We start from the raw sequence: 19,660 nt of genomic DNA on the forward strand, positions 1-19,660 counted from the left end.
GTTGTCAATTCTGCTGCGCAAGGACCAGTAGGGAGTCAAGTTGTCAGCGGTGTCAAGGGTGTTGGATGTGGCATCCGGGGAGAATGTCGCGTGGTGGGGTGCGCATTACTCACATGGCGGGAGATTGACGCCGTGTCGATCTTCTGCCGGGGAGGGGTCGGTCGCCCCATATTTCCGGGAGGTCTCAACTCGGAAAAGACCCGCGGGCAAACCTGCATTCGATCTTGCTCCGCTGGCGGGAAGTGGACTATACCTGTCGGCATCCGCCCAGTCGTTCGACGGCCGCGGACAGGCATGTACCAGGGGGAATCGGGCGTCGGCGGCCGTTTACAAGGGCAGGGATCGCCGCGTTGACCCACTGAATCCCTCATGCACGACCCCAGCTTGACCTAACCGCGGTGCCGGGGAGGATCCGGTTCACCGCCTGAGTCCTGGAGAAGGCGAGGACTTGAGCATGGGATCCACTTCCGCCGAGAACAGCAGCCCCGAAGGTGTCGGCCGGCGCGATCTGATCAAGCGGTCGGCCGCACTCGGTCTGATCTCCGTACCCACGATGAGCTTCCTGTCCGCGTGTGCGAGCGGCGGAGGCGACGACAACTCCTCCGACAAGGGCAAGGAGAAGGGCAAGACCAGCAAGACCAACCCCTTCGGTGTGGAAAAGGGCGGAAAGCTCGACGTCGTCGTCTTCAAGGGCGGCTACGGCGACGACTACGCCAAGGCCTGGGAAGCCGCCTTCGACAAGAAGTGGGGCACCACCAGCGCCCACACCGGCACCCAGGAGATCACCGGCAAGCTCCAGCCGCGCTTCAACGGCGGCAACCCGCCGGACATCGTCGACGACTCGGGCGCCCAGCAGATCAAGCTGGACGTGCTCTACAAGAACGGCAACCTGCTCGACCTGGCCGCGGTCCTCGACGCGCCGTCGATCGACGACCCGTCCAAGAAGGTCCGCGACACCCTCATCCCGGGCACGCTCGACCCGGGCCTGCAGGGCGGCAAGGTCGTGGCCCTCAACTACATCTACACGGTGTGGGGCCTGTGGTACTCGGGCAAGTTCTTCAAGGAGAAGGGCTGGGAGGCCCCGAAGACCTGGGACGACTTCCTGGCCATCTGCAAGGACGCCAAGTCGCAGGGCATCGGCGGCCTCGCCCACCAGGGCAAGTTCCCGTACTACATCAACGTCGCCATCATGGACCTGATCGCCAAGCAGGGCGGTCTGGACGCCATGAAGGCGATCGACAACCTCGACCCCAAGGCGTTCGTCGGCAGCGACGCGGCGGCGGCGGCCATCGACGCGATCTACGAGGTCGTCGAGAAGGGCTACCTCATGCCGGGCACCAACGCCCTGACGCACACGGAGTCCCAGACCCGCTGGAACCAGTACAAGGCCGCGTTCATCACCTGTGGCTCCTGGCTGGAGAACGAGCAGCTCAAGCAGACCCCCACCGACTTCGACATGAAGTTCATGCCGATGCCCAGCCTGTCGGGGGACAAGCTGCCGTTCGAGGCGATCCGGGCCGGCTCGGGCGAGCCCTTCATCATCCCCGCGAAGGCCGGAAACCTGCCCGGGGCCCAGGAGTTCATGCGCTCCATGCTCTCCAAGGAGTGGTCGACGCTCTTCGCGCAGAAGGCCAACTCGCTCACCATCGTCAAGGACGGTGTGAACGCCGGCGTCACGCTGCGGCCGGGTACGCAGTCGACCGTCGAGGCCTCGAAGGCGGCGGGTGACAACACCTTCAACTACCTGTACCCCAACTGGTACAGCGAGATGGACGTCTCCATTCAGAACGCGTCCAACGAGCTGATGGCCAAGCGAATTCAGCCGAAGGAATGGCTGAAGCGCGCCCAGGCCGCCGTCGACAAGGCCGCCAAGGACCCGGCGTCCAAGAAGAACCACCGCGACTGATCACGCACACCCGGAACACCAGGGGCAGGATGCCATGCGAAAAGGGCAGTACCGGTTCGTCGCGGGGTTTCTCCTCGCACCTTTGGCGCTGTATCTGATCTTCGTGATCTGGCCTTACGTACAGACCATCGGTTACTCCTTCACCGACTGGAAGGGCCAGTCCCAGACGTTCAGTTTCGTCGGCCTGGACAATTACAAGGCGTTGTTCCAGGACGACGTGTTCATGGGCGCCATCTGGCACAACATCCTGTTCCTGGTGTTCATCCCGGTGATCACCATTCTGCTCGCCCTGTTTTTCGCCTTCATGGTGAACGCGGGCGGCCGGGGCCGCGCCGGCGGTGTGCAGGGCGTCGCCGGATCCGGCTTCTACAAGATCGTCTATTTCTTCCCGCAGGTGCTGTCCCTCGCCATCGTCGCGGTGCTCTTCGGGGCGCTCTACCGCAGTGACAGCGGCGGTCTGCTCAACGGAATCCTGATCAAGCTCGGTCTGGAGAACGCGAACAATCCGATCGAGTGGATGAACGAGCCCGACCTGGTGCTCTGGTGCCTGATGGCGGTCGTCGTCTGGCACGGCGTCGGCTTCTACCTGGTGCTGTTCTCCGCGGCCATGCAGTCCGTCCCGCGGGACATCTACGAGGCCGCGCTGCTCGACGGCGCGAGCCGCACGCACACCTTTTTCCGGGTCACCCTGCCGCTGCTGTGGGACACCGTGCAGACCGCCTGGGTCTATCTCGGCATCATCGCGATGGACATGTTCGTCCTGGTCTCGACCATGACCCAGGGCACGGGGTACGGCGGCGGACCCGACCACCACAGCGAGGTCATGGCGAACGTCATGATGCGCAACTTCCTCTACTACGGGAAGAGCGGCTACGCCTGCGCCATGGGCGTCATCATGCTCCTTCTCACCCTGGTCCTGTCCGTCGTCACGCTGCGCGCCACCCGCCGCGAGCGCATCGAGTTCTGAGCGGGAGACAGACGACTATGAGCGCACCCATCACCGAGCCGACGAAGGTCGGCGGCGCCGGCGTACCCCCGCAGCGGACGGTCAGGAAGACACCGCCGCGTCCGGGCGACCGGCGCAGCGAGGGCCTGACCCTCAATGTCTTCTCGCACGGGTTCCTCGTCCTGTGGGCCGTGCTGATCATCCTGCCGCTGCTCTGGCTGGTCCTGAGCTCCTTCAAGACCGATGCGCAGATCGGTGGTTCGGCCCTGGGCTGGCCCTCGCACTGGCAGCTCGACGTCTTCCGGCGGGCCTGGAACAAGGGCATCGGCGACTACTTCGCGAACACCCTGATCGTGCTGGTGTTCTCGGTCCCGCTGACGATGCTCCTGGGCTCCATGGCGGCGTACGTCCTGGCCCGCTACGAGTTCCCGGGCAACCGGATCGTGTACTACTTCTTCGTCGGCGGGGCCATGTTCCCCGTCTTCCTCGCCCTGGTGCCGCTGTTCTTCATGGTCAAGCGTCTCGACATGTTGAACACGTACCAAGGGCTGATCCTGGTGTACGTCGCCTACTCGATGCCGTTCACCGTGTTCTTCATGCACTCGTTCTTCCGCACGCTGCCCACGGCGGTCTTCGAGGCGGCGGTGCTGGACGGGGCCTCGCATTCCCGGGCGTTCTTCCAGGTCATGCTGCCGATGGCCAAGCCCGGCCTGCTGAGCGTCGGCATCTTCAACGTGCTGGGCCAGTGGAACCAGTACATCCTGCCGTCCGTGCTGATGCAGCCGCAGACCAGTTCCGATCCGGAGCGATATGTCCTGACCCAGGGGCTCATCCAGCTCCAGCAGCAGCAGGGGTACGCGACCGACCTGCCCGTGCTCTTCGCGGGCGTGACCATCGCGATGGTGCCCATGCTGATCGTGTACCTGTCCTTCCAGCGGCAGGTCCAGGCGGGCCTCACCTCGGCAACGCTCAAGTAACGATCCGTACCTTTCGCGCACCCGCCACCCCCGACCCGGGGGTGGCGGGTGCGTGTCGGGGCGGTAACGGAAACGGAACGGGGCTTGTCGTCCCCGATTTCCCTCAAGGACTTGACTGCGGTAACCCGTTCAGCGGAGCTTGGAGTTCACAACTTGTAAGTGACCCGGGTTCCACTGCTGTGACCCGGATCACACGGGCGGCATCGGGGCCGTCCGGCTGAGGGCAGGAGTGGATGAGTCGATGGAGACTCCGGGGTCGCAGTCGTCGCTGCACCGAGCCAATCTGGAGCGCGTCGTGCGAGCGGTGCGCCTTGCCGGATCGCTCACGCAGGCGGAGATCGCGAGGACGACGGGCCTGTCCGCCGCGACCGTTTCCAATATCGTCCGGGAGCTGAAGGACAGCGGAACGGTCGAGGTCACACCCACTTCGGCGGGTGGCCGCAGGGCCCGCAGCGTGTCCCTGAGCGGCGACGCCGGCATCGTCATCGGAGTCGACTTCGGTCATACGCATCTGCGCGTCGCGATCGGCAACCTCGCGCACCAGGTGCTGGCCGAGGAGTCCGAGCCGTTGGACGTGGACGCTTCGGCCGCGCAGGGCTTCGACCGGGCGGAAGAGCTGGTCAGCCGCCTGATCGCGGTGACCGGAGTGGACCGAACCAAGATCGCCGGTGTCGGGCTCGGGGTGCCCGGTCCGATCGACGTCGAGTCGGGGACCCTGGGGTCCACCTCGATCCTGCCGGGCTGGACCGGCGCGCGGCCCGCCGAGGAGCTGCGGGGGCGGCTCGGCGTGCCCGTGCACGTGGACAACGACGCCAATCTGGGTGCGCTCGGGGAGCTGGTCTGGGGCAGTGGCCGCGGGGTCAGGGACCTGGCGTACATCAAGGTCGCGAGCGGTGTCGGCGCCGGTCTGGTGATCAGCGGCAAGATCTACCGCGGACCGGGCGGCACGGCGGGTGAAATAGGGCACATCACCCTCGACGAATCCGGCCCCGTCTGCCGCTGCGGCAACCGGGGCTGCCTGGAGACCTTCACGGCGGCCCGGTACGTGCTGCCGCTCCTGCAGTCCAGTCACGGCACCGACTTGACCATGGAAGGCGTGGTCAGGCTGGCCCGGGACGGCGACCCGGGCTGCCGGCGCGTGATCGCCGATGTCGGGCGTCACATCGGGAGCGGTGTGGCGAATCTCTGCAATCTGCTCAACCCGAGCCGGGTGGTGCTCGGCGGAGATCTCGCCGAGGCCGGGGAACTCGTCCTGGGGCCCATCAGGGAGTCCGTGGGACGCTATGCGATCCCCAGTGCCGCCCGCCAACTGTCCGTGCTTCCAGGGGCACTTGGCGGCCGCGCGGAGGTTCTCGGCGCGCTCGCGCTGGCACTCAGCGAGATGGGCGATTCGACCCTTTTGGACGGATCGCTGTCCGCAGTTACCCCTGCCTTCACTTAGAGAACGCATGGCACCGTTGCCATCTCGTTAAGTATTTACTTCTTGACGTCGCACGTGTGGCCGAGTTGACTTCCAGCCACCTCGGCCGCAACGACGCGGCCTCGTCAGGGAGGTTTCTGAAGTGAACACGCGTATGCGTCGTGCCGCCGTTGCCGTTGCCGCTGGTGCGATGGCCGTCTCGCTGGCCGCCTGTGGCAGTGCCAAGGAGTCCAGCGACAAGAGCGACAGCTCAAGCTCCGCCAAGAAGGGCGACGCGATCAAGGTCGGTCTGCTGCTTCCCGAGAACCAGACCGCGCGTTACGAGAAGTTCGACAAGCCCCTGATCGAGAAGAAGATCAAGGAGCTCACGAACAACAAGGGCGAGGTCGTCTACGCCAACGCCAAGCAGGACGCCAGCACGCAGAACCAGCAGGTCGACACGATGGTCACCAACAAGGTGGACGTCCTGATCGTCGACGCTGTGGACGCCGCGGCCATCAAGAGCTCGGTCCAGAAGGCCAAGGACGCCGGCATCCCGGTCGTGGCCTACGACCGCCTCGCGCAGGGCCCGATCGACGCCTACACCTCGTTCGACAACACGACGGTCGGCAAGACCCAGGGCCAGGCCCTTCTCGACGCCCTCGGCGCCAAGGCCAAGTCCGGCAAGATCGTGATGATGAACGGCTCGTCCACCGACCCGAACGCCGCCCAGTTCAAGGCCGGAGCCCACTCCGTCCTCGACGGCAAGGTGAACGTCGGCAAGGAGTACGACACCAAGGACTGGAAGCCGGAGAACGCCAACGCCAACATGGAGGGCGCCATCACCGCCCTCGGCAAGAAGAACATCGTCGGCGTCTACTCCGCCAACGACGGCATGGCCGGCGGTATCATCACCGCCCTCAAGGCCGCCGGCATCTCCGTCCCGGTCACCGGCCAGGACGCCGAGCTCGCGGGTGTGCAGCGCATCCTCGCGGGTGAGCAGTTCATGAGCGTCTACAAGCCGTACGCCCCCGAGGCCGACGCCGCCGCCGAGATGGCCGTCGCGCTCGCCCAGGGCAAGTCGCTCTCCACGGTCGCCAAGGACAAGGTCGACAGCCCCACCACGAAGGCCGTCCCCTCGGTGCTCGTCCCGGTCACCTCGCTGACCAAGGACAACATCAAGGACACCGTCATCAAGGACGGCGTCTACACGGTCAGCGACATCTGCACGGGCGCCTACAAGGCGAAGTGCGACGCGCTCGGCATCAAGTAAGCCGCCGCAGGTATCCCACCGTGCAAGGGAATTCGCACCTGAATTCCCTTGCCGGACCTGCGTGATCTAGAACTCCTCCGGCGCCCCGCATCCATCAGCCCCGCAAAGCTAGGGCGGGGCGCCGGACGGAACACTCCACAAACTTCTGCACAACCTCCCGCCGGGTCAGGCGGCGAAGGAGATGGTTCACGTGTCCGCTACGCCTGTTCTGGCGTTGCGCGGGGTCTCCAAGCGATTCGGTGCCGTCCAGGCGCTCACCGATGTCGAGCTTGAGGTCCACGCCGGCGAAGTGGTCGCCCTGGTGGGCGACAACGGTGCCGGAAAGTCCACACTGGTGAAGACGATCGCCGGTGTGCACCCCATCGATGAAGGCGCCATCGAGTGGGACGGCAAGGCCGTCCACATCAACAAGCCGCAGGACGCCCAGGGCCTCGGTATCGCGACCGTCTACCAGGACCTCGCGCTCTGCGACAACATCGACGTCGTCGGCAACCTCTACCTGGGCCGGGAGCTGAAGAAGCGCGGCATCCTGGACGAGGTCGAGATGGAGCGCCGCTCGCGCGAGCTGCTGGACACGCTGTCCATCCGCATTCCCAGCGTCCGTATCCCGATCGCCTCGCTCTCCGGCGGTCAGCGCCAGACCGTGGCGATCGCCCGTTCGATGCTCGGCGAGCCCAAGCTCGTCATCCTCGACGAGCCCACCGCGGCCCTCGGTGTCGAGCAGACCGCCCAGGTCCTCGACCTGGTCGAGCGGCTGCGCGAGCGCGGCCACGCGGTCATCCTCATCAGCCACAACATGGCGGACGTCAAGGCCGTGGCCGACAAGGTCGCCGTCCTGCGCCTCGGGCGCAACAACGGCATCTTCGAGGTCAAGTCGACCTCGCAGGAAGAGATCATCTCCGCCATCACGGGCGCCACGGAGAACGCCGTGACCCGTCGTGCGGCGCGCAGCAATGGGGAGGCTCAGAAGTGAGCATCGACAAGACCTCTGAGACCCCCGAGGACCACGCCGTGGAGAACCCCGAGGCGGCCGCCGCGGCGGTCACCGTGGTCGACCCCCGGCTCCTCGTCCGCGAGCAGGGCCTCGCGGGTTACGTGTCCGAGTTCAAGCGCAAGATGAAGGCCGGCGACCTCGGCTCGATGCCGGTCGTCATCGGTCTCATCATCATCTGGATCATCTTCCAGAGCCTGAACTCCAACTTCCTCACCGCGGGCAACCTGTCCGACATCTCCGTCGCCATGGTCGGCACGGGCATGATCGCGGTCGGTATCGTCTTCGTCCTGCTGCTCGGCGAGATCGACCTGTCGGTCGGCTCGGTCTCCGGTGTCGCGGGCGCGGCCTTCGCGGTCCTGAACGTCACGCACGGCATGAACGAATGGCTGGCCTTCGTGCTCGCCATCCTCACCGGCACGGTCGCCGGCGCGATCCACGGCTTCGTCTTCGCGCGCATCGGTGTGCCGGCCTTCGCCGTCACCCTGGCCGGTCTGCTGTTCTGGAACGGCTTCATGCTCCAGATCCTCGGCAGCAGCGGCACCATCAACCTGGACAGCGAAGGCCTCGTGGCCAAGCTGACCAGCTACTACTTCACCGATGTGGCCGCCGCCTACGTGCTCGCCATCGGCGTCACCGCGGTGTTCTTCCTGACGTCCTTCTACGGCAACAAGCGCCGTGAGGCCGCGGGCGTGCCGTCGCGTCCGCTGAGCGAGACGATTCTGCGCACCGCGCTGCTGGCGATCGTCGCCTTCGCCGTGGCGATCACCTACAACCAGTACAAGGGTCTCCCGCTGGCCGTGGTGATCTTCATCGCGGTGCTGCTGGTCACGGACTTCGTGCTGCGCCGTACCGCGTACGGCCGGAAGATCTTCGCGCTCGGTGGCAGCGTCGAGGCCTCCCGTCGTGCCGGTATCAACGTCGAGATGGTCCGGATCTCGGTCTTCGCGATCTCCGGCACCTTCGCCGCCATCGGCGGTCTGTTCATCGCTTCGAAGATCGCCTCCGCCAACCAGGGCGCGGGCGGCGGTGACCTGCTGATGAACGCCATCGCGGCGGCCGTCATCGGTGGCACCAGCCTCTTCGGTGGCCGTGGCCGCACCTGGAACGCGCTGCTCGGTGTGCTGGTCATCGTCTCGATCCAGTACGGCCTGGCCCTGCAGGGCATCGCCTCGCCGGTCCAGTACATGATCACCGGTGGTGTGCTGCTCGCCACCGTCGTCATCGACGCGGTGACCCGCAAGACCCAGAAGTCGGCCGGGCGCGCGTAGCGGCTGACGGGGAGGGACCGTCGTCGCGGCTCTCCCGGACCTGTGCCCGGCACCAGTGGATGGTGCCGGGCACTGTCGTGTCCGCACCCGGGTACTCCGAACGGGTGACATGGACCCCCGGGGTCGGGCGCCGGGTGAAAAGGCGGAACATTAGACTCGACAAGCCCGGCAAAGCTCGAACAGCTCTACCTGCAAGGAGGCACGGGTGCCGCTGCTGACCCGCATCACGGGACCGCGCGATCTGGACCGGCTCAGCCTGGAGCAGCTGGACCAGCTGGCCGGCGAGATCAGGACCTTTCTCGTCGACGCGGTCTCCAAGACCGGCGGCCACCTCGGCCCCAACCTCGGTGTCGTGGAGCTCACCATCGCGCTGCACCGCGTCTTCGAGTCGCCCAGGGACAGGGTGTTGTGGGACACAGGTCACCAGTCCTACGTCCACAAGCTGCTCACCGGCCGTCAGGACTTCTCGAGGCTGAAGATGAAGGGCGGCCTGTCCGGCTACCCCTCGCAGGGCGAGTCCGAGCACGACGTGATCGAGAACTCGCACGCCTCGACGGTGCTCGGCTGGGCCGACGGCCTGGCGAAGGCCAACGAGGTGCTCGACAGGAACGACCACGTGGTCGCCGTCATCGGTGACGGCGCGCTCACCGGCGGCATGGCCTGGGAGGCGCTGAACAACATCGCGGACGCCAAGGACCGCCCGCTGGTGATCGTCGTCAACGACAACGAGCGTTCCTACGCCCCGACCATCGGCGGCCTCGCGAACCACCTGGCGACCCTGCGCACCACGGACGGCTACGAGCGCTTCCTCGCCCGCGGCAAGGACCTCCTGGAGCGCACGCCGGTCGTCGGCAAGCCGCTCTACGAGACCCTGCACGGCGCGAAGAAGGGCCTCAAGGACTTCATCGCCCCGCAGGGCATGTTCGAGGACCTCGGCCTGAAGTACGTCGGCCCGATCGACGGCCACGACATCGAGGCACTGGAGTCGGCGCTCGCCCGCGCCAAGCGCTTCGGCGGCCCGGTCATCGTGCACTGCCTCACCGAGAAGGGCCGCGGCTACCAGCCCGCCCTGCAGGACGAGGCGGACCGCTTCCACGCCGTCGGCAAGATCCACCCCGACACGGGTCTGCCGATCGCCTCCTCCGGCGCCGACTGGACCTCCGTCTTCGGCGAGGAGATGGTCAGGCTCGGCCAGGAGCGCAAGGACATCGTCGCCATCACGGCCGCCATGCTCCAGCCGGTCGGCCTCGACAAGTTCGCCAAGGCCTTCCCCAAACGGGTGTACGACGTCGGCATCGCCGAGCAGCACGCCGCCGTCTCCGCGGCCGGCCTCGCCACCGGCGGCCTGCACCCCGTCTTCGCCGTCTACGCGACCTTCCTCAACCGCGCCTTCGACCAGGTCCTGATGGACGTGGCCCTGCACAAGTGCGGTGTCACCTTCGTCCTGGACCGCGCGGGCGTCACCGGCACCGACGGCGCCTCGCACAACGGCATGTGGGACATGTCGATCCTCCAGGTCGTCCCCGGCCTCCGGCTCGCCGCACCGCGCGACGCCGACCAGGTCCGCGCCCAGCTGCGCGAGGCCGTCGAGGTCGACGACGCGCCGACGGTGGTCCGCTTCTCCAAGGGCGCGGTCGGCCCGGCCGTGCCCGCCGTGGGCCGGATCGGCGGCATGGACGTCCTGCGCGAGGCCGGCACCGACATCCCGGACGTCCTCCTCGTCTCGGTCGGCGCGCTCGCGCCGATGTGCCTGGAGATCGCCGGTCTCCTCGACAAGCAGGGCATCACCACGACCGTCGTCGACCCGCGCTGGGTCAAGCCGGTCGACGAGGCCATGGCGCCGCTCGCCGAGCAGCACCGGGTGGTCGTCACCGTCGAGGACAACTCGCGCGTCGGCGGTGTCGGTTCGTCGATCGCGCAGGCCCTGCGCGACGCGGGCGTCGACGTCCCGCTGCGCGACTTCGGCATCCCGCCGCGCTTCCTCGACCACGCCTCCCGGGCCGAGGTCATGACGGAGATCGGCCTGACCGCTCCGGACATCGCCCGCCAGGTCACCGGCCTCGTCGCCAAGCTCGACGGGCGTTTCGAGCGCACCGCCGCGCACGCCGTGGACTCGGTGGAACCCGCGCGCGACTGACACCCGGGACACAGACCCATCGGGCCGGTTCCAGCACCCTGTACGGGTGGTGGAACCGGCCCGTTCGCGTGAACCCGTCCGCGCCGGGGCATGCGCCGTACACGCCCCCTCGATCACGTCGAGGACGTCAAGCGTGGAGGTAGGCCCGTGAGCAGCAACCTCTTCAGGACCAAGAAGATCGAACAGTCGATCCTGGACACCGAGGAGCCGGAGCACGCACTCAGGAAGTCGCTGTCCGCTCTGGACCTCACCGTCTTCGGCGTCGGTGTCATCATCGGCACCGGCATCTTCGTCCTCACCGGCAAGGTCGCCAAGGAGAACGCGGGTCCCGGGGTCTCGCTGGCGTTCGTCGTGGCGGGCGTCGTGTGCGCCCTGGCCGCGCTGTGCTACGCGGAGTTCGCGTCCACGGTCCCGGTGGCGGGGTCCGCGTACACCTTCTCCTACGCCTCGCTCGGTGAACTGCCCGCCTGGATCATCGGCTGGGACCTGGTGCTGGAGTTCGCGCTCGGCACGGCGGTGGTGGCCGTCGGCTGGTCCGGGTACGTGCGCTCACTGCTGGACAACGCCGGCTGGCACCTGCCCGACTACCTCAGCGGGCGCGACGGGGCCACCGGGTTCGGGTTCGACGTGCTGGCCGCGGCACTGGTGCTGGTGCTCACCGCCATCCTGGTCATCGGCGTGAAGCTGTCCGCCCGGGTCACCACGGTCGTCGTCGCCGTCAAGGTCACCGTGGTCCTGATCGTGATCATCGCGGGCGCCTTCTTCATCGTCGGCGACAACTACGAGCCGTTCGTCCCCAAGGCGCAGGCACAGGAAGCGGGCAGCAGCCTCAAGGCCCCGCTCATCCAGCTCCTGTCCGGCTACACACCCTCCAACTTCGGCGTGATGGGCATCTTCACCGCCGCCTCAGTCGTCTTCTTCGCCTTCATCGGCTTCGACGTCGTGGCCACCGCCGCCGAGGAGACCAGGAACCCGCAGCGGGACATGCCGCGCGGCATCCTCGGCTCCCTGTTCATCTGCACCGCGCTCTACGTCGCCGTGTCGATCGTCGTCACAGGCATGCAGAAGTACACCCGGCTGTCGATCGACGCCCCGCTCGCCGACGCGTTCAAGGCGACCGGGCACCCCTGGTACGCGGGCGTGATCAGCTTCGGCGCCGCCGTCGGACTGACCACGGTCTGCATGATCCTGCTCCTCGGCCAGACCCGCGTCTTCTTCGCGATGAGCCGCGACGGGCTGCTGCCGCGGTTCTTCTCCCGCGTCCACCCGCGGTTCCGCACCCCGCACCGGCCGACCATCCTGCTCGGCGTGATCATCGCGATCCTCGCGGGCTTCACGAGCCTGAGCGAACTGGCCGAACTGGTCAACATCGGCACGCTCTTCGCCTTCGTCGTCGTGGCGACCGGCGTCGTCATCCTCCGCCACACCCGCCCCGACCTGCACCGCGCCTTCCGTACCCCGCTGGTGCCGCTGGTCCCGGCGCTGTCGGTGCTCGCCTCGCTGTGGCTGATGCTGAACCTGCCCACGGAGACCTGGCTGCGGTTCCTGATCTGGATGGCGGTCGGCTGCGTCGTCTACTTCCTGTACGGACGCTCGCACAGCCGTCTCGGGCTGCAGCGGAAGGCCAGGGAGGGCGAGGCCGGGAAGGCGCCGGGATCCGACCGGCCCTGACCGGCCCGCCAAGGGGTGCCGGGATCCGACCGGCCCTGACCGGCCCGCCAAGGGGTGCCGATTGCTCCGGTGGGGAGCACGGGGCCGGATAGCGTGCACCGTATGCGCGCCGGGCTCCTGGACACACCACGCACCGCCACCGGGTCACGGATGCCGGACGGCTACTGGAGACGGCTGCTGCCCGTCCTCGCGGTACTGGTCGCCGCCACCCGGATCCCCTCCTTCGTACGGCCCCTGTGGAACCCGGACGAGGGCTATCTCGCCGTGCAGGCGCGGATACTGGCGGGCGGGGGAGAGCTGTACCGGACGGTCGTGGACCGCAAGCCGCCGCTCGTGCCGTGGCTGTACGAAGGCGCGTTCGCGGCGTTCGGCTCCGGGTCGCTGACATCGGTCAGGGTCCTGGCGGTGGTGGCCCAGTTGTCGACCGCCGTGCTGCTGGCCTCCCTGGCCCGGCGCCGCTGGGGCGACCCGGCCGGGCGCACGGCGGGCGTGCTGTACGCGTTGGTGTCGATCGGGCTCAACCCCGAGGACGCGCAGGCCGCCACCTTCGAGGTGTTCATACTGCCCTGCACGGCCGCCGCGATGTGGTGCGCCGACCGGCGCCGCTGGGGTGCGGCCGGAGTCGCCGTCGCCGGCTCGTTCCTGGTCAAACAGACCGGCGCGGCCATCCTCGTCCCGGTGCTCTGGCTGCTGTGGCACCACGCGGAGTCCCCCCGAAGAGACCTGCTGCGGACGGGAGTCGGCGCCCTCGTCCCCGTGGCGGCCGTGGCACTGCTCACCGACCCGGCGGGCCTGCTGTTCTGGACCGTCACCGGCTCGGGCGCCTACGCCTCCTTCACCGGCTCGGAACTCCACGTCCTGGGCCGGGGGCTGGTCAACGCGGCGATCCTGGCGGTGGCCTGCGCGGGTCTGATCCCGCCGGTCGTACGGATGCTGCGGGTCGCCCGCAGGGGCTCGGCCGACCTGTGGCTGTGGCTCGGCTCGTCGACGGCCGCCGTCCTGGCCGGCTTCCACTTCTTCGGCCATTACTACCTGCAACTCATCCCGCCCCTGGTCCTGTTGGCGACCGCGGCGCTGCAGCTCCTGCCCCGCGAGCGCGTGCTGACCGCGGCCCTGACCTCGGCCTGCTGCTGTGCGCTGTTCCTGGCCTGGGGCCTGCTCGCGCCGCGCCCCGAACTCGCCCACTCCCAGCGTCTCGCCGCCGCCGTGGCCCACCGCACCCGGCCCGGGGACCGCGTGCTCGTCTGGGGCATACACCCGGAGACGTACTGGCTGGCGGGCCGTGCCCCCGCCACCCGCTATCTGACCGCGGGCCTCCTCACCAACTACAGCGGTGGCCGCGACGGACCGGAGGTCGGCGAGAAGTACGCCGTCGAGGGCGCCTGGCCCGTGTTCCGGGCGGAGTTGACTGCCCGCCCGCCGGTCCTCGTCGTCGACGACTCCCGCGGCCGGCCGTACGCGCCGGACCGGGTGCCGTCGCTGCTCCGGCTGCTGGCCGCGGGGTACGAGGAGGCGGGCACCGTGGACGGGGCGGTGCTGTACACGCGTACGGACGCCCAGGGCTGACCAGGCGCCCTCGCGCGCCGCGCAGGGGCGCCGTCAGGGAGCCGCCGCACCACACGCACGGCGCCCCAGCGCCGACGGGCCGTCAGGGGGCCGCGTACGGGCGTCAGGCGCCATCCGGCAGGCGCCCGGACATCAGGCCACCAGCGGACCACGTACGGGCGTCAGCGGGCCGCGTACGGGCGTCAAGTCGCCGGCGGGGCACGTATGTCGGGCATCAGGGCGCCGCGGGCCACGTACGGGCGTCAGGGCACCAGCGGGCCACGTGTGTCAGGCGTCGGGGCGCCGGCGGCCCGCGTACGGGCGTCAGGCCGCCAACGGGCCGCGCGTGTCACGTGCAGGGCGCCAACCGTCCACGTACCGGCGGCGGGAGCGCAGGGCGGATCCGGTGCCGGACCGCGCCGAGGGCCTGTTCATGATCCGTCCCGTACCGCCCGTGGCCCCGTCACCTCGGCGCCCGCCGCGGTGACCCTGCGCCGCAGTTCACGGTCCGCCGTGACGACCAGGCGCGGGCGGTCACGGGACTCCTCCACCAGCTCCACGATGCGGTCGTCCCCGCTGCCGGGGGCCGCCTCGACCCGTACGCCCTCGACGGACTCCACGTCCCTGGCCGCGCCCTCGACCACGAGGACGAGTTCCACGGGTCCGTCGTGGCCCGGCATCCCCTCCCGGGCGAGCCGGTCCCGCAGCCGCTCCGCGGCGCCCCGGCGGTCGCGCCACCAGCCGTCGGGCACGGAGCCGACGACATTGGCAACGTCGATGATCACGAGCAGGCGGTCGTCCATGGGGCCAGGGTCGCACGCGCCACCGTCGCACCGATGGTGACCGGGCCCCTGGCGAGGGCCACAGGGCCCCGGCTTAGAGTGAACCGGTGAACGGCGAATGGCTCAGACGCGGTCGCGACGGCAGGCTCAGTGCGTACCTGCTGTCGGATGCAGCCGTCCTCTGCCGGGCGGAGCGCGGGCCCGACGGTTCCTGGGACCCCGCGCGCACCGTCGGCGGCGACCAGCGCCTGCACCCCGTGCTCGCGGTCGGCCAGGGCGCCGACGGCTACACCCACCTCGTCTCCTGGCGGCCCACGGTGACCGGGGAGTCGGGGCTCGTCCACTCCACGCACTTCCGGCCCCGGCTGTCCGCCCTGGACTGGACCCCGATCGGACACCCCAACAAGAAGGGCGACCGGACCGGTGCCCCGGCGGTGGCGGTCGACGGCCGAGGCCGCGCCCATGTCTTCGTGCGCAACAAGGGCGGCGGGGTCAGCATGGCCGCCCAGAAGGAGAAGGGCGGCTGGGATCCGTGGCGCGACCTCAAGGGAAGCGCCGTACGGGAGGATCTGGCGGCCGTGACGGGGGAGTCGGGGCTCGTCGAGCTGTTCGCGGCGGTCCCGGACGGGATCCTGCACTGGCGCCAGGAGGAGCCGGGCGCGGTACCGGTCATCGAGGAGGCGCTGGAGACGTCGGTGCGCCCCGGCACCCTGCGGGCGCTCGCCACGTCCGCCGGGTCCAGCACGCTCTTCTACACCGACGAGGCGGGTGAACTGTGTGCCTGGCGGCCGGGTGCCAAGCCCGTCCCGCTGCTGTCCTCCGTCGGACCGGGGCCGGTGTCCGTCATCCGCTGCGAACTCGACGGCTTCGACTGCACGTTGCTCGCGCAGCGCTCCGCGAGCGGACGGACGGCGTTCGCCGCGTACCCGACCGAGCAGGAGTCGGCGGGGGCCTGGTGGACCGAGTCGGGCCCCCGACTGCCCGCCGACGCGACGGTGTCGCTGGCGCAGGACGAGGAAGGGCGGGTGGTCGCGGCCGCCCTCACGCCGGGCACGGGGGAACTGCTGCTGACCCGCCGCAAGGACGAGCCGGGCCTGGCCCTGGAGGCATGGCGCCCGGTCTGACCCCCCTCACCCGACAGCCCGACGAGCCCTTTCCACACGGCCTGACGGCCTGTCCCGTCAACCGGGACGTTCTTGTCCCGCCGGCCCGAACGGCCGCGTCCTCGATCGCCGGACGGCGTGAGTGCCCGTCAGGGGCGCGGGGAACGGCGCGCCCAGCCCCCACCACCCGCACCCGAGGGAGCGGACGGAGGCGGCGCCCGAGCACGAACGACCGGGTGCCCCGCGCACCGGGGAGGTGTACGGGGCACCCGGAAAGAACAGCGGAGCGCCTACGCGGGGACGGAAGCCACGCCCGTCTCCAGGAACCGCTTCCCGTTCACCCGCTCGGAGACACCCTCACGGTCCAGGTACGGAGTGAGACCGCCCAGGTGGAAGGGCCAGCCCGCGCCGGTGATCAGGCAGAGGTCGATGTCCTGCGCCTCGGCGACGACACCCTCGTCGAGCATGAGCCCGATCTCCTGGGCGACGGCGTCCAGGACGCGGTCACGGACCTGCTCCTCGCTGAGGACGACGTCGCCCTGCTTGAGGAGCGCGGCGACCTCGGGGTCGAGCTCCGGCTTGAAGCCGTTCTCGGCGGAGTACACGTAGAAGCCGCGCTTGCCCGCCTTGACCACGGCCGCGAGGTTCGCGGAGACCGTGAAACGGTCCGGGAAGGCCCGGTTGAGGGTCTCCGAGACGTGCAGGCCGATCGCGGGGCCGACCAGTTCGAGAAGGACCAGCGGGGACATCGGCAGGCCCAGGGGCTCCACCGCCTTCTCCGCGACCGCGACCGGGGTGCCCTCGTCGATGACGTTCTGGATCTCGCCCATGAAGCGGGTGAGGATGCGGTTGACGACGAACGCCGGGGCGTCCTTCACCAGGACCGCCGTCTTCTTCAGCTTCTTGGCCACGGCGAACGCCGTGGCCAGAGAGGCGTCGTCGGTCAGCTCGCCGCGCACGATCTCCAGGAGCGGCAGGATCGCGACGGGGTTGAAGAAGTGGAAGCCGACGACCCGCTCGGGGTTCTTCAGCTTCGACGCCATCTCGGTCACCGACAGCGAGGAGGTGTTGGTGGCGAGGATCGCGTGCGCCGGGGCGACCGCCTCGACCTCCGCGAACACCTGCTGCTTGACGCCGATCTCCTCGAAGACGGCCTCGATGATGAAGTCGGCGTCGGAGAAGCCCTCGGCCTTGTCCAGCACACCGGAGACCAGGGCCTTGAGGCGGTTGGCCTTGTCCTGGTTGATACGGGACTTCGACAGCAGCTTGTCGATCTCCGCGTGGACATAGCCCACGCCCTTGTCGACGCGCTCCTGGTCGATGTCCGTCAGGACGACGGGTACTTCGAGGCGGCGCAGGAAGAGCAGGGCGAGCTGCGAGGCCATCAGGCCCGCGCCCACGACGCCGACCTTGGTGACCGGACGGGCCAGGGACTTGTCCGGGGCGCCGGCCGGGCGCTTGCCGCGCTTCTGCACCAGGTTGAACGCGTAGATGCCGGAGCGCAGTTCACCACCCATGATCAGGTCGGCGAGCGCCACGTCCTCGGCGTCGTACCCCTTCTGCAGGTCGCCGTCCTTGGCGGCCTCGATGATCTCCAGCGCGCGGTACGCGGCCGGAGCCGCCCCGTGCACCTTGCCGTCGGCGATGAAGCGGCCGCGGGCGACGGCCTCGTCCCAGGCCGCGCCGCGGTCGATCTCCGGGCGCTCGACGACGATCTCGCCCTTGAGGACGGCAGCCGTCCACAGCAGCGACTGCTCCAGGAAGTCCGCGCCTTCGAAGAGGGCGTCCGCGATGCCCAGTTCGTAGACCTGCTTGCCCTTGAGCTGCTTGTTCTGGTTCAGCGAGTTCTCGATGACGACCGAGACGGCCTTGTCGGCGCCGATCAGGTTGGGGAGCAGCGTGCAGCCGCCCCAGCCCGGGACCAGGCCGAGGAAGACCTCGGGCAGCGAGAAGGCCGGCAGGGCCGCGGAGACCGTGCGGTACGAGCAGTGCAGGCCGACCTCGACGCCGCCGCCCATCGCCGCGCCGTTGTAGTACGCGAAGGTCGGCACCGCGAGCGCGGACAGCCGCTTGAAGACCTCGTGGCCGCCCTTGCCGATGGCGAGCGCGTCCTCGTGCTTCTTCAGCAGCTCGACGCCCTTGAGGTCGGCGCCGACCGCGAAGATGAACGGCTTGCCGGTGACGCCGGCACCGACGATCTCGCCGGCCGCAGCCTCCTTCTCGACCTGGTCGATCGCGGTGTTCAGGTTCGCCAGCGAGGCCGGGCCGAAGGTGGTCGGCTTGGTGTGGTCGAAGCCGTTGTCGAGGGTGATGAGCGCGAAACGGCCCGCACCGAACGGCAGGTCCAGGTGACGGACGTTCGCGGACGTCACGACCTCGTCGGGGAACAGCTCGGCCGCACCCTTCAGAAGCTCAGCGGTGGTGCTCACTTTTCCCCCTCGAAGTGCGGGTTCTCCCAGATGACCGTCGCGCCCATGCCGAAGCCGACGCACATGGTGGTCAGGCCGTAGCGGACGTGCGGCTGCTCCTCGAACTGGCGGGCCAGCTGCGTCATCAGACGGACGCCGGAGGAGGCGAGCGGGTGGCCGTACGCGATGGCGCCGCCGTACTGGTTGACGCGCGCGTCGTCGTCGGCGATGCCGTAGTGCTCCAGGAAGGCGAGGACCTGGACGGCGAAGGCCTCGTTGATCTCGAAGAGGTTGATGTCCTCGATCGTCAGGCCGGCCTGGGCGAGGGCCTTCTCGGTCGCGGGGATCGGGCCGTAGCCCATGACCTCCGGCTCGACGCCCGCGAAGGCGTACGAGACCAGGCGCATCCGCACCGGCAGGTCGTGCTCGCGGGCGAAGTCCTCGGAGGCGATGATCGACGCGGTCGCACCGTCGTTGAGACCGGCCGCGTTGCCCGCGGTGACCCGGCCGTGGACGCGGAAGGGCGTCTTCAGGTTCGCCAGGTTCTCCAGCGTCGTCCCCGGGCGCATCGGCTCGTCGGCGGTGACCAGGCCCCAGCCCGTCTCACCGATCTCCGCGTTGGTGTTGCGCACCGAGACCGGCACCAGGTCCTGCTGGATCTTGCCGTTGGCGTACGCCTTGGCGGCCTTCTCCTGCGAGCGCACCGCGTACTCGTCGGCGCGCTGCTTGGTGATCGTCGGGTAGCGGTCGTGCAGGTTCTCGGCGGTCATGCCCATGAAGAGGGCGGACTCGTCGACCAGCTTCTCGCTGACGAACCGCGGGTTAGGGTCCACGCCCTCGCCCATCGGGTGGCGGCCCATGTGCTCGACACCACCGGCGATGACGGCGTCGTACGCGCCGAAGGCGATGGAGCCCGCGGTGGTGGTGACGGCGGTCAGCGCACCCGCGCACATGCGGTCGATGGAGTAGCCGGGGACCGACTGGGGGAGCCCGGCGAGGATGCCGGCCGTGCGGCCCAGCGTCAGACCCTGGTCACCGATCTGCGTGGTCGCGGCGATGGCGACCTCGTCGATCTTCTTCGGGTCGAGGCCCGGGTTGCGGCGCAGCAGCTCCCGGATGGCCTTCACGACGAGGTCGTCGGCGCGGGTCTCGTGGTAGATGCCCTTCGGGCCCGCCTTGCCGAACGGGGTGCGGACGCCGTCGACGAAGACGACGTCCCTGACGGTACGAGGCACGATGGCTCTCCTCCAG

The 19,660-nt window shown here is 69.0% G+C and carries 14 protein-coding genes; 11 read left to right on the top strand and 3 right to left on the bottom strand.

The annotated features are described in order from the left end of the window. Positions 1–454: 454 nt before the first annotated feature. The 10 genes from ngcE (at position 455) to OHB41_RS34385 (ending at position 14,137) form a co-directional block, all read left to right on the top strand. Positions 455–1,906 carry an N-acetylglucosamine/diacetylchitobiose ABC transporter substrate-binding protein gene (ngcE, locus tag OHB41_RS34340; protein WP_266702430.1) on the top strand — a complete coding sequence of 484 codons (1,452 nt, stop codon included), beginning with the start codon at positions 455–457 and terminating at the stop codon, positions 1,904–1,906. A 34-nt stretch (positions 1,907–1,940) separates the two neighbouring features. Then, positions 1,941–2,873 (top strand): carbohydrate ABC transporter permease, encoded by a 933-nt coding sequence (locus OHB41_RS34345; protein ID WP_266702432.1) that lies wholly within the window; start codon positions 1,941–1,943, stop codon positions 2,871–2,873. A gap of 17 nt (positions 2,874–2,890) precedes the next feature. Beyond that, a complete protein-coding gene (locus OHB41_RS34350; protein WP_266702434.1) occupies positions 2,891–3,829 on the top strand; it encodes a carbohydrate ABC transporter permease in 939 nt (312 codons plus the stop codon). A 241-nt stretch (positions 3,830–4,070) separates the two neighbouring features. After that, on the top strand, positions 4,071–5,270 hold the full coding sequence (gene rok7B7 / locus OHB41_RS34355) for an ROK family transcriptional regulator (protein ID WP_153288098.1): 1,200 nt from the start codon (positions 4,071–4,073) through the stop codon (positions 5,268–5,270). Between the two features lie 133 nt (positions 5,271–5,403). Then, the gene (locus OHB41_RS34360) at positions 5,404–6,501 is read left to right on the top strand and encodes a substrate-binding domain-containing protein (RefSeq protein WP_266706354.1); all 1,098 of its coding nucleotides are present in this window, start codon (positions 5,404–5,406) and stop codon (positions 6,499–6,501) included. Positions 6,502–6,682: 181 nt separating this feature from the next. Next, the gene (locus OHB41_RS34365; protein WP_060899984.1) at positions 6,683–7,474 is read left to right on the top strand and encodes an ATP-binding cassette domain-containing protein; all 792 of its coding nucleotides are present in this window, start codon (positions 6,683–6,685) and stop codon (positions 7,472–7,474) included. Continuing rightward, a complete protein-coding gene (locus OHB41_RS34370) occupies positions 7,471–8,763 on the top strand; it encodes a sugar ABC transporter permease (RefSeq protein ID WP_266702441.1) in 1,293 nt (430 codons plus the stop codon). The genes OHB41_RS34365 and OHB41_RS34370 overlap by 4 nt, the downstream gene beginning before the upstream one ends. 205 nt (positions 8,764–8,968) lie before the next feature. Next, on the top strand, positions 8,969–10,900 hold the full coding sequence (dxs, locus tag OHB41_RS34375; protein WP_266702443.1) for a 1-deoxy-D-xylulose-5-phosphate synthase: 1,932 nt from the start codon (positions 8,969–8,971) through the stop codon (positions 10,898–10,900). 147 nt (positions 10,901–11,047) lie between these two features. Further along, on the top strand, positions 11,048–12,571 hold the full coding sequence (locus tag OHB41_RS34380) for an amino acid permease (protein ID WP_266702445.1): 1,524 nt from the start codon (positions 11,048–11,050) through the stop codon (positions 12,569–12,571). 102 nt (positions 12,572–12,673) lie between these two features. Beyond that, a complete protein-coding gene (locus tag OHB41_RS34385) occupies positions 12,674–14,137 on the top strand; it encodes an ArnT family glycosyltransferase (protein WP_266702447.1) in 1,464 nt (487 codons plus the stop codon). A 410-nt stretch (positions 14,138–14,547) separates the two neighbouring features. Here the strand turns inward: OHB41_RS34385 and OHB41_RS34390 are convergent, their stop codons facing one another. Then, positions 14,548–14,919 carry a PIN domain-containing protein gene (locus OHB41_RS34390; protein ID WP_266702452.1) on the bottom strand — a complete coding sequence of 124 codons (372 nt, stop codon included), beginning with the start codon at positions 14,917–14,919 and terminating at the stop codon, positions 14,548–14,550. Positions 14,920–15,005: 86 nt separating this feature from the next. On the opposite strand from OHB41_RS34390, the gene OHB41_RS34395 reads away from it, so the two are divergent. Continuing rightward, complete coding sequence (locus OHB41_RS34395) at positions 15,006–16,022, top strand: PLL family lectin (RefSeq protein WP_266702454.1); 1,017 nt, start codon at positions 15,006–15,008, stop codon at positions 16,020–16,022. A gap of 269 nt (positions 16,023–16,291) precedes the next feature. On the opposite strand, the gene OHB41_RS34400 is transcribed toward OHB41_RS34395, so the two are convergent. After that, entirely contained in the window at positions 16,292–18,430 is a 2,139-nt protein-coding gene (locus OHB41_RS34400) for a 3-hydroxyacyl-CoA dehydrogenase NAD-binding domain-containing protein (RefSeq protein WP_266702456.1), read from the bottom strand. Beyond that, entirely contained in the window at positions 18,427–19,644 is a 1,218-nt protein-coding gene (locus OHB41_RS34405; protein WP_266702458.1) for a thiolase family protein, read from the bottom strand. Before OHB41_RS34405 ends, OHB41_RS34400 begins: the two co-directional genes overlap by 4 nt. Between the last annotated feature and the right edge of the window lie 16 nt (positions 19,645–19,660).

Source organism: Streptomyces sp. NBC_01571, assembly GCF_026339875.1.
GTDB lineage: Bacteria > Actinomycetota > Actinomycetes > Streptomycetales > Streptomycetaceae > Streptomyces.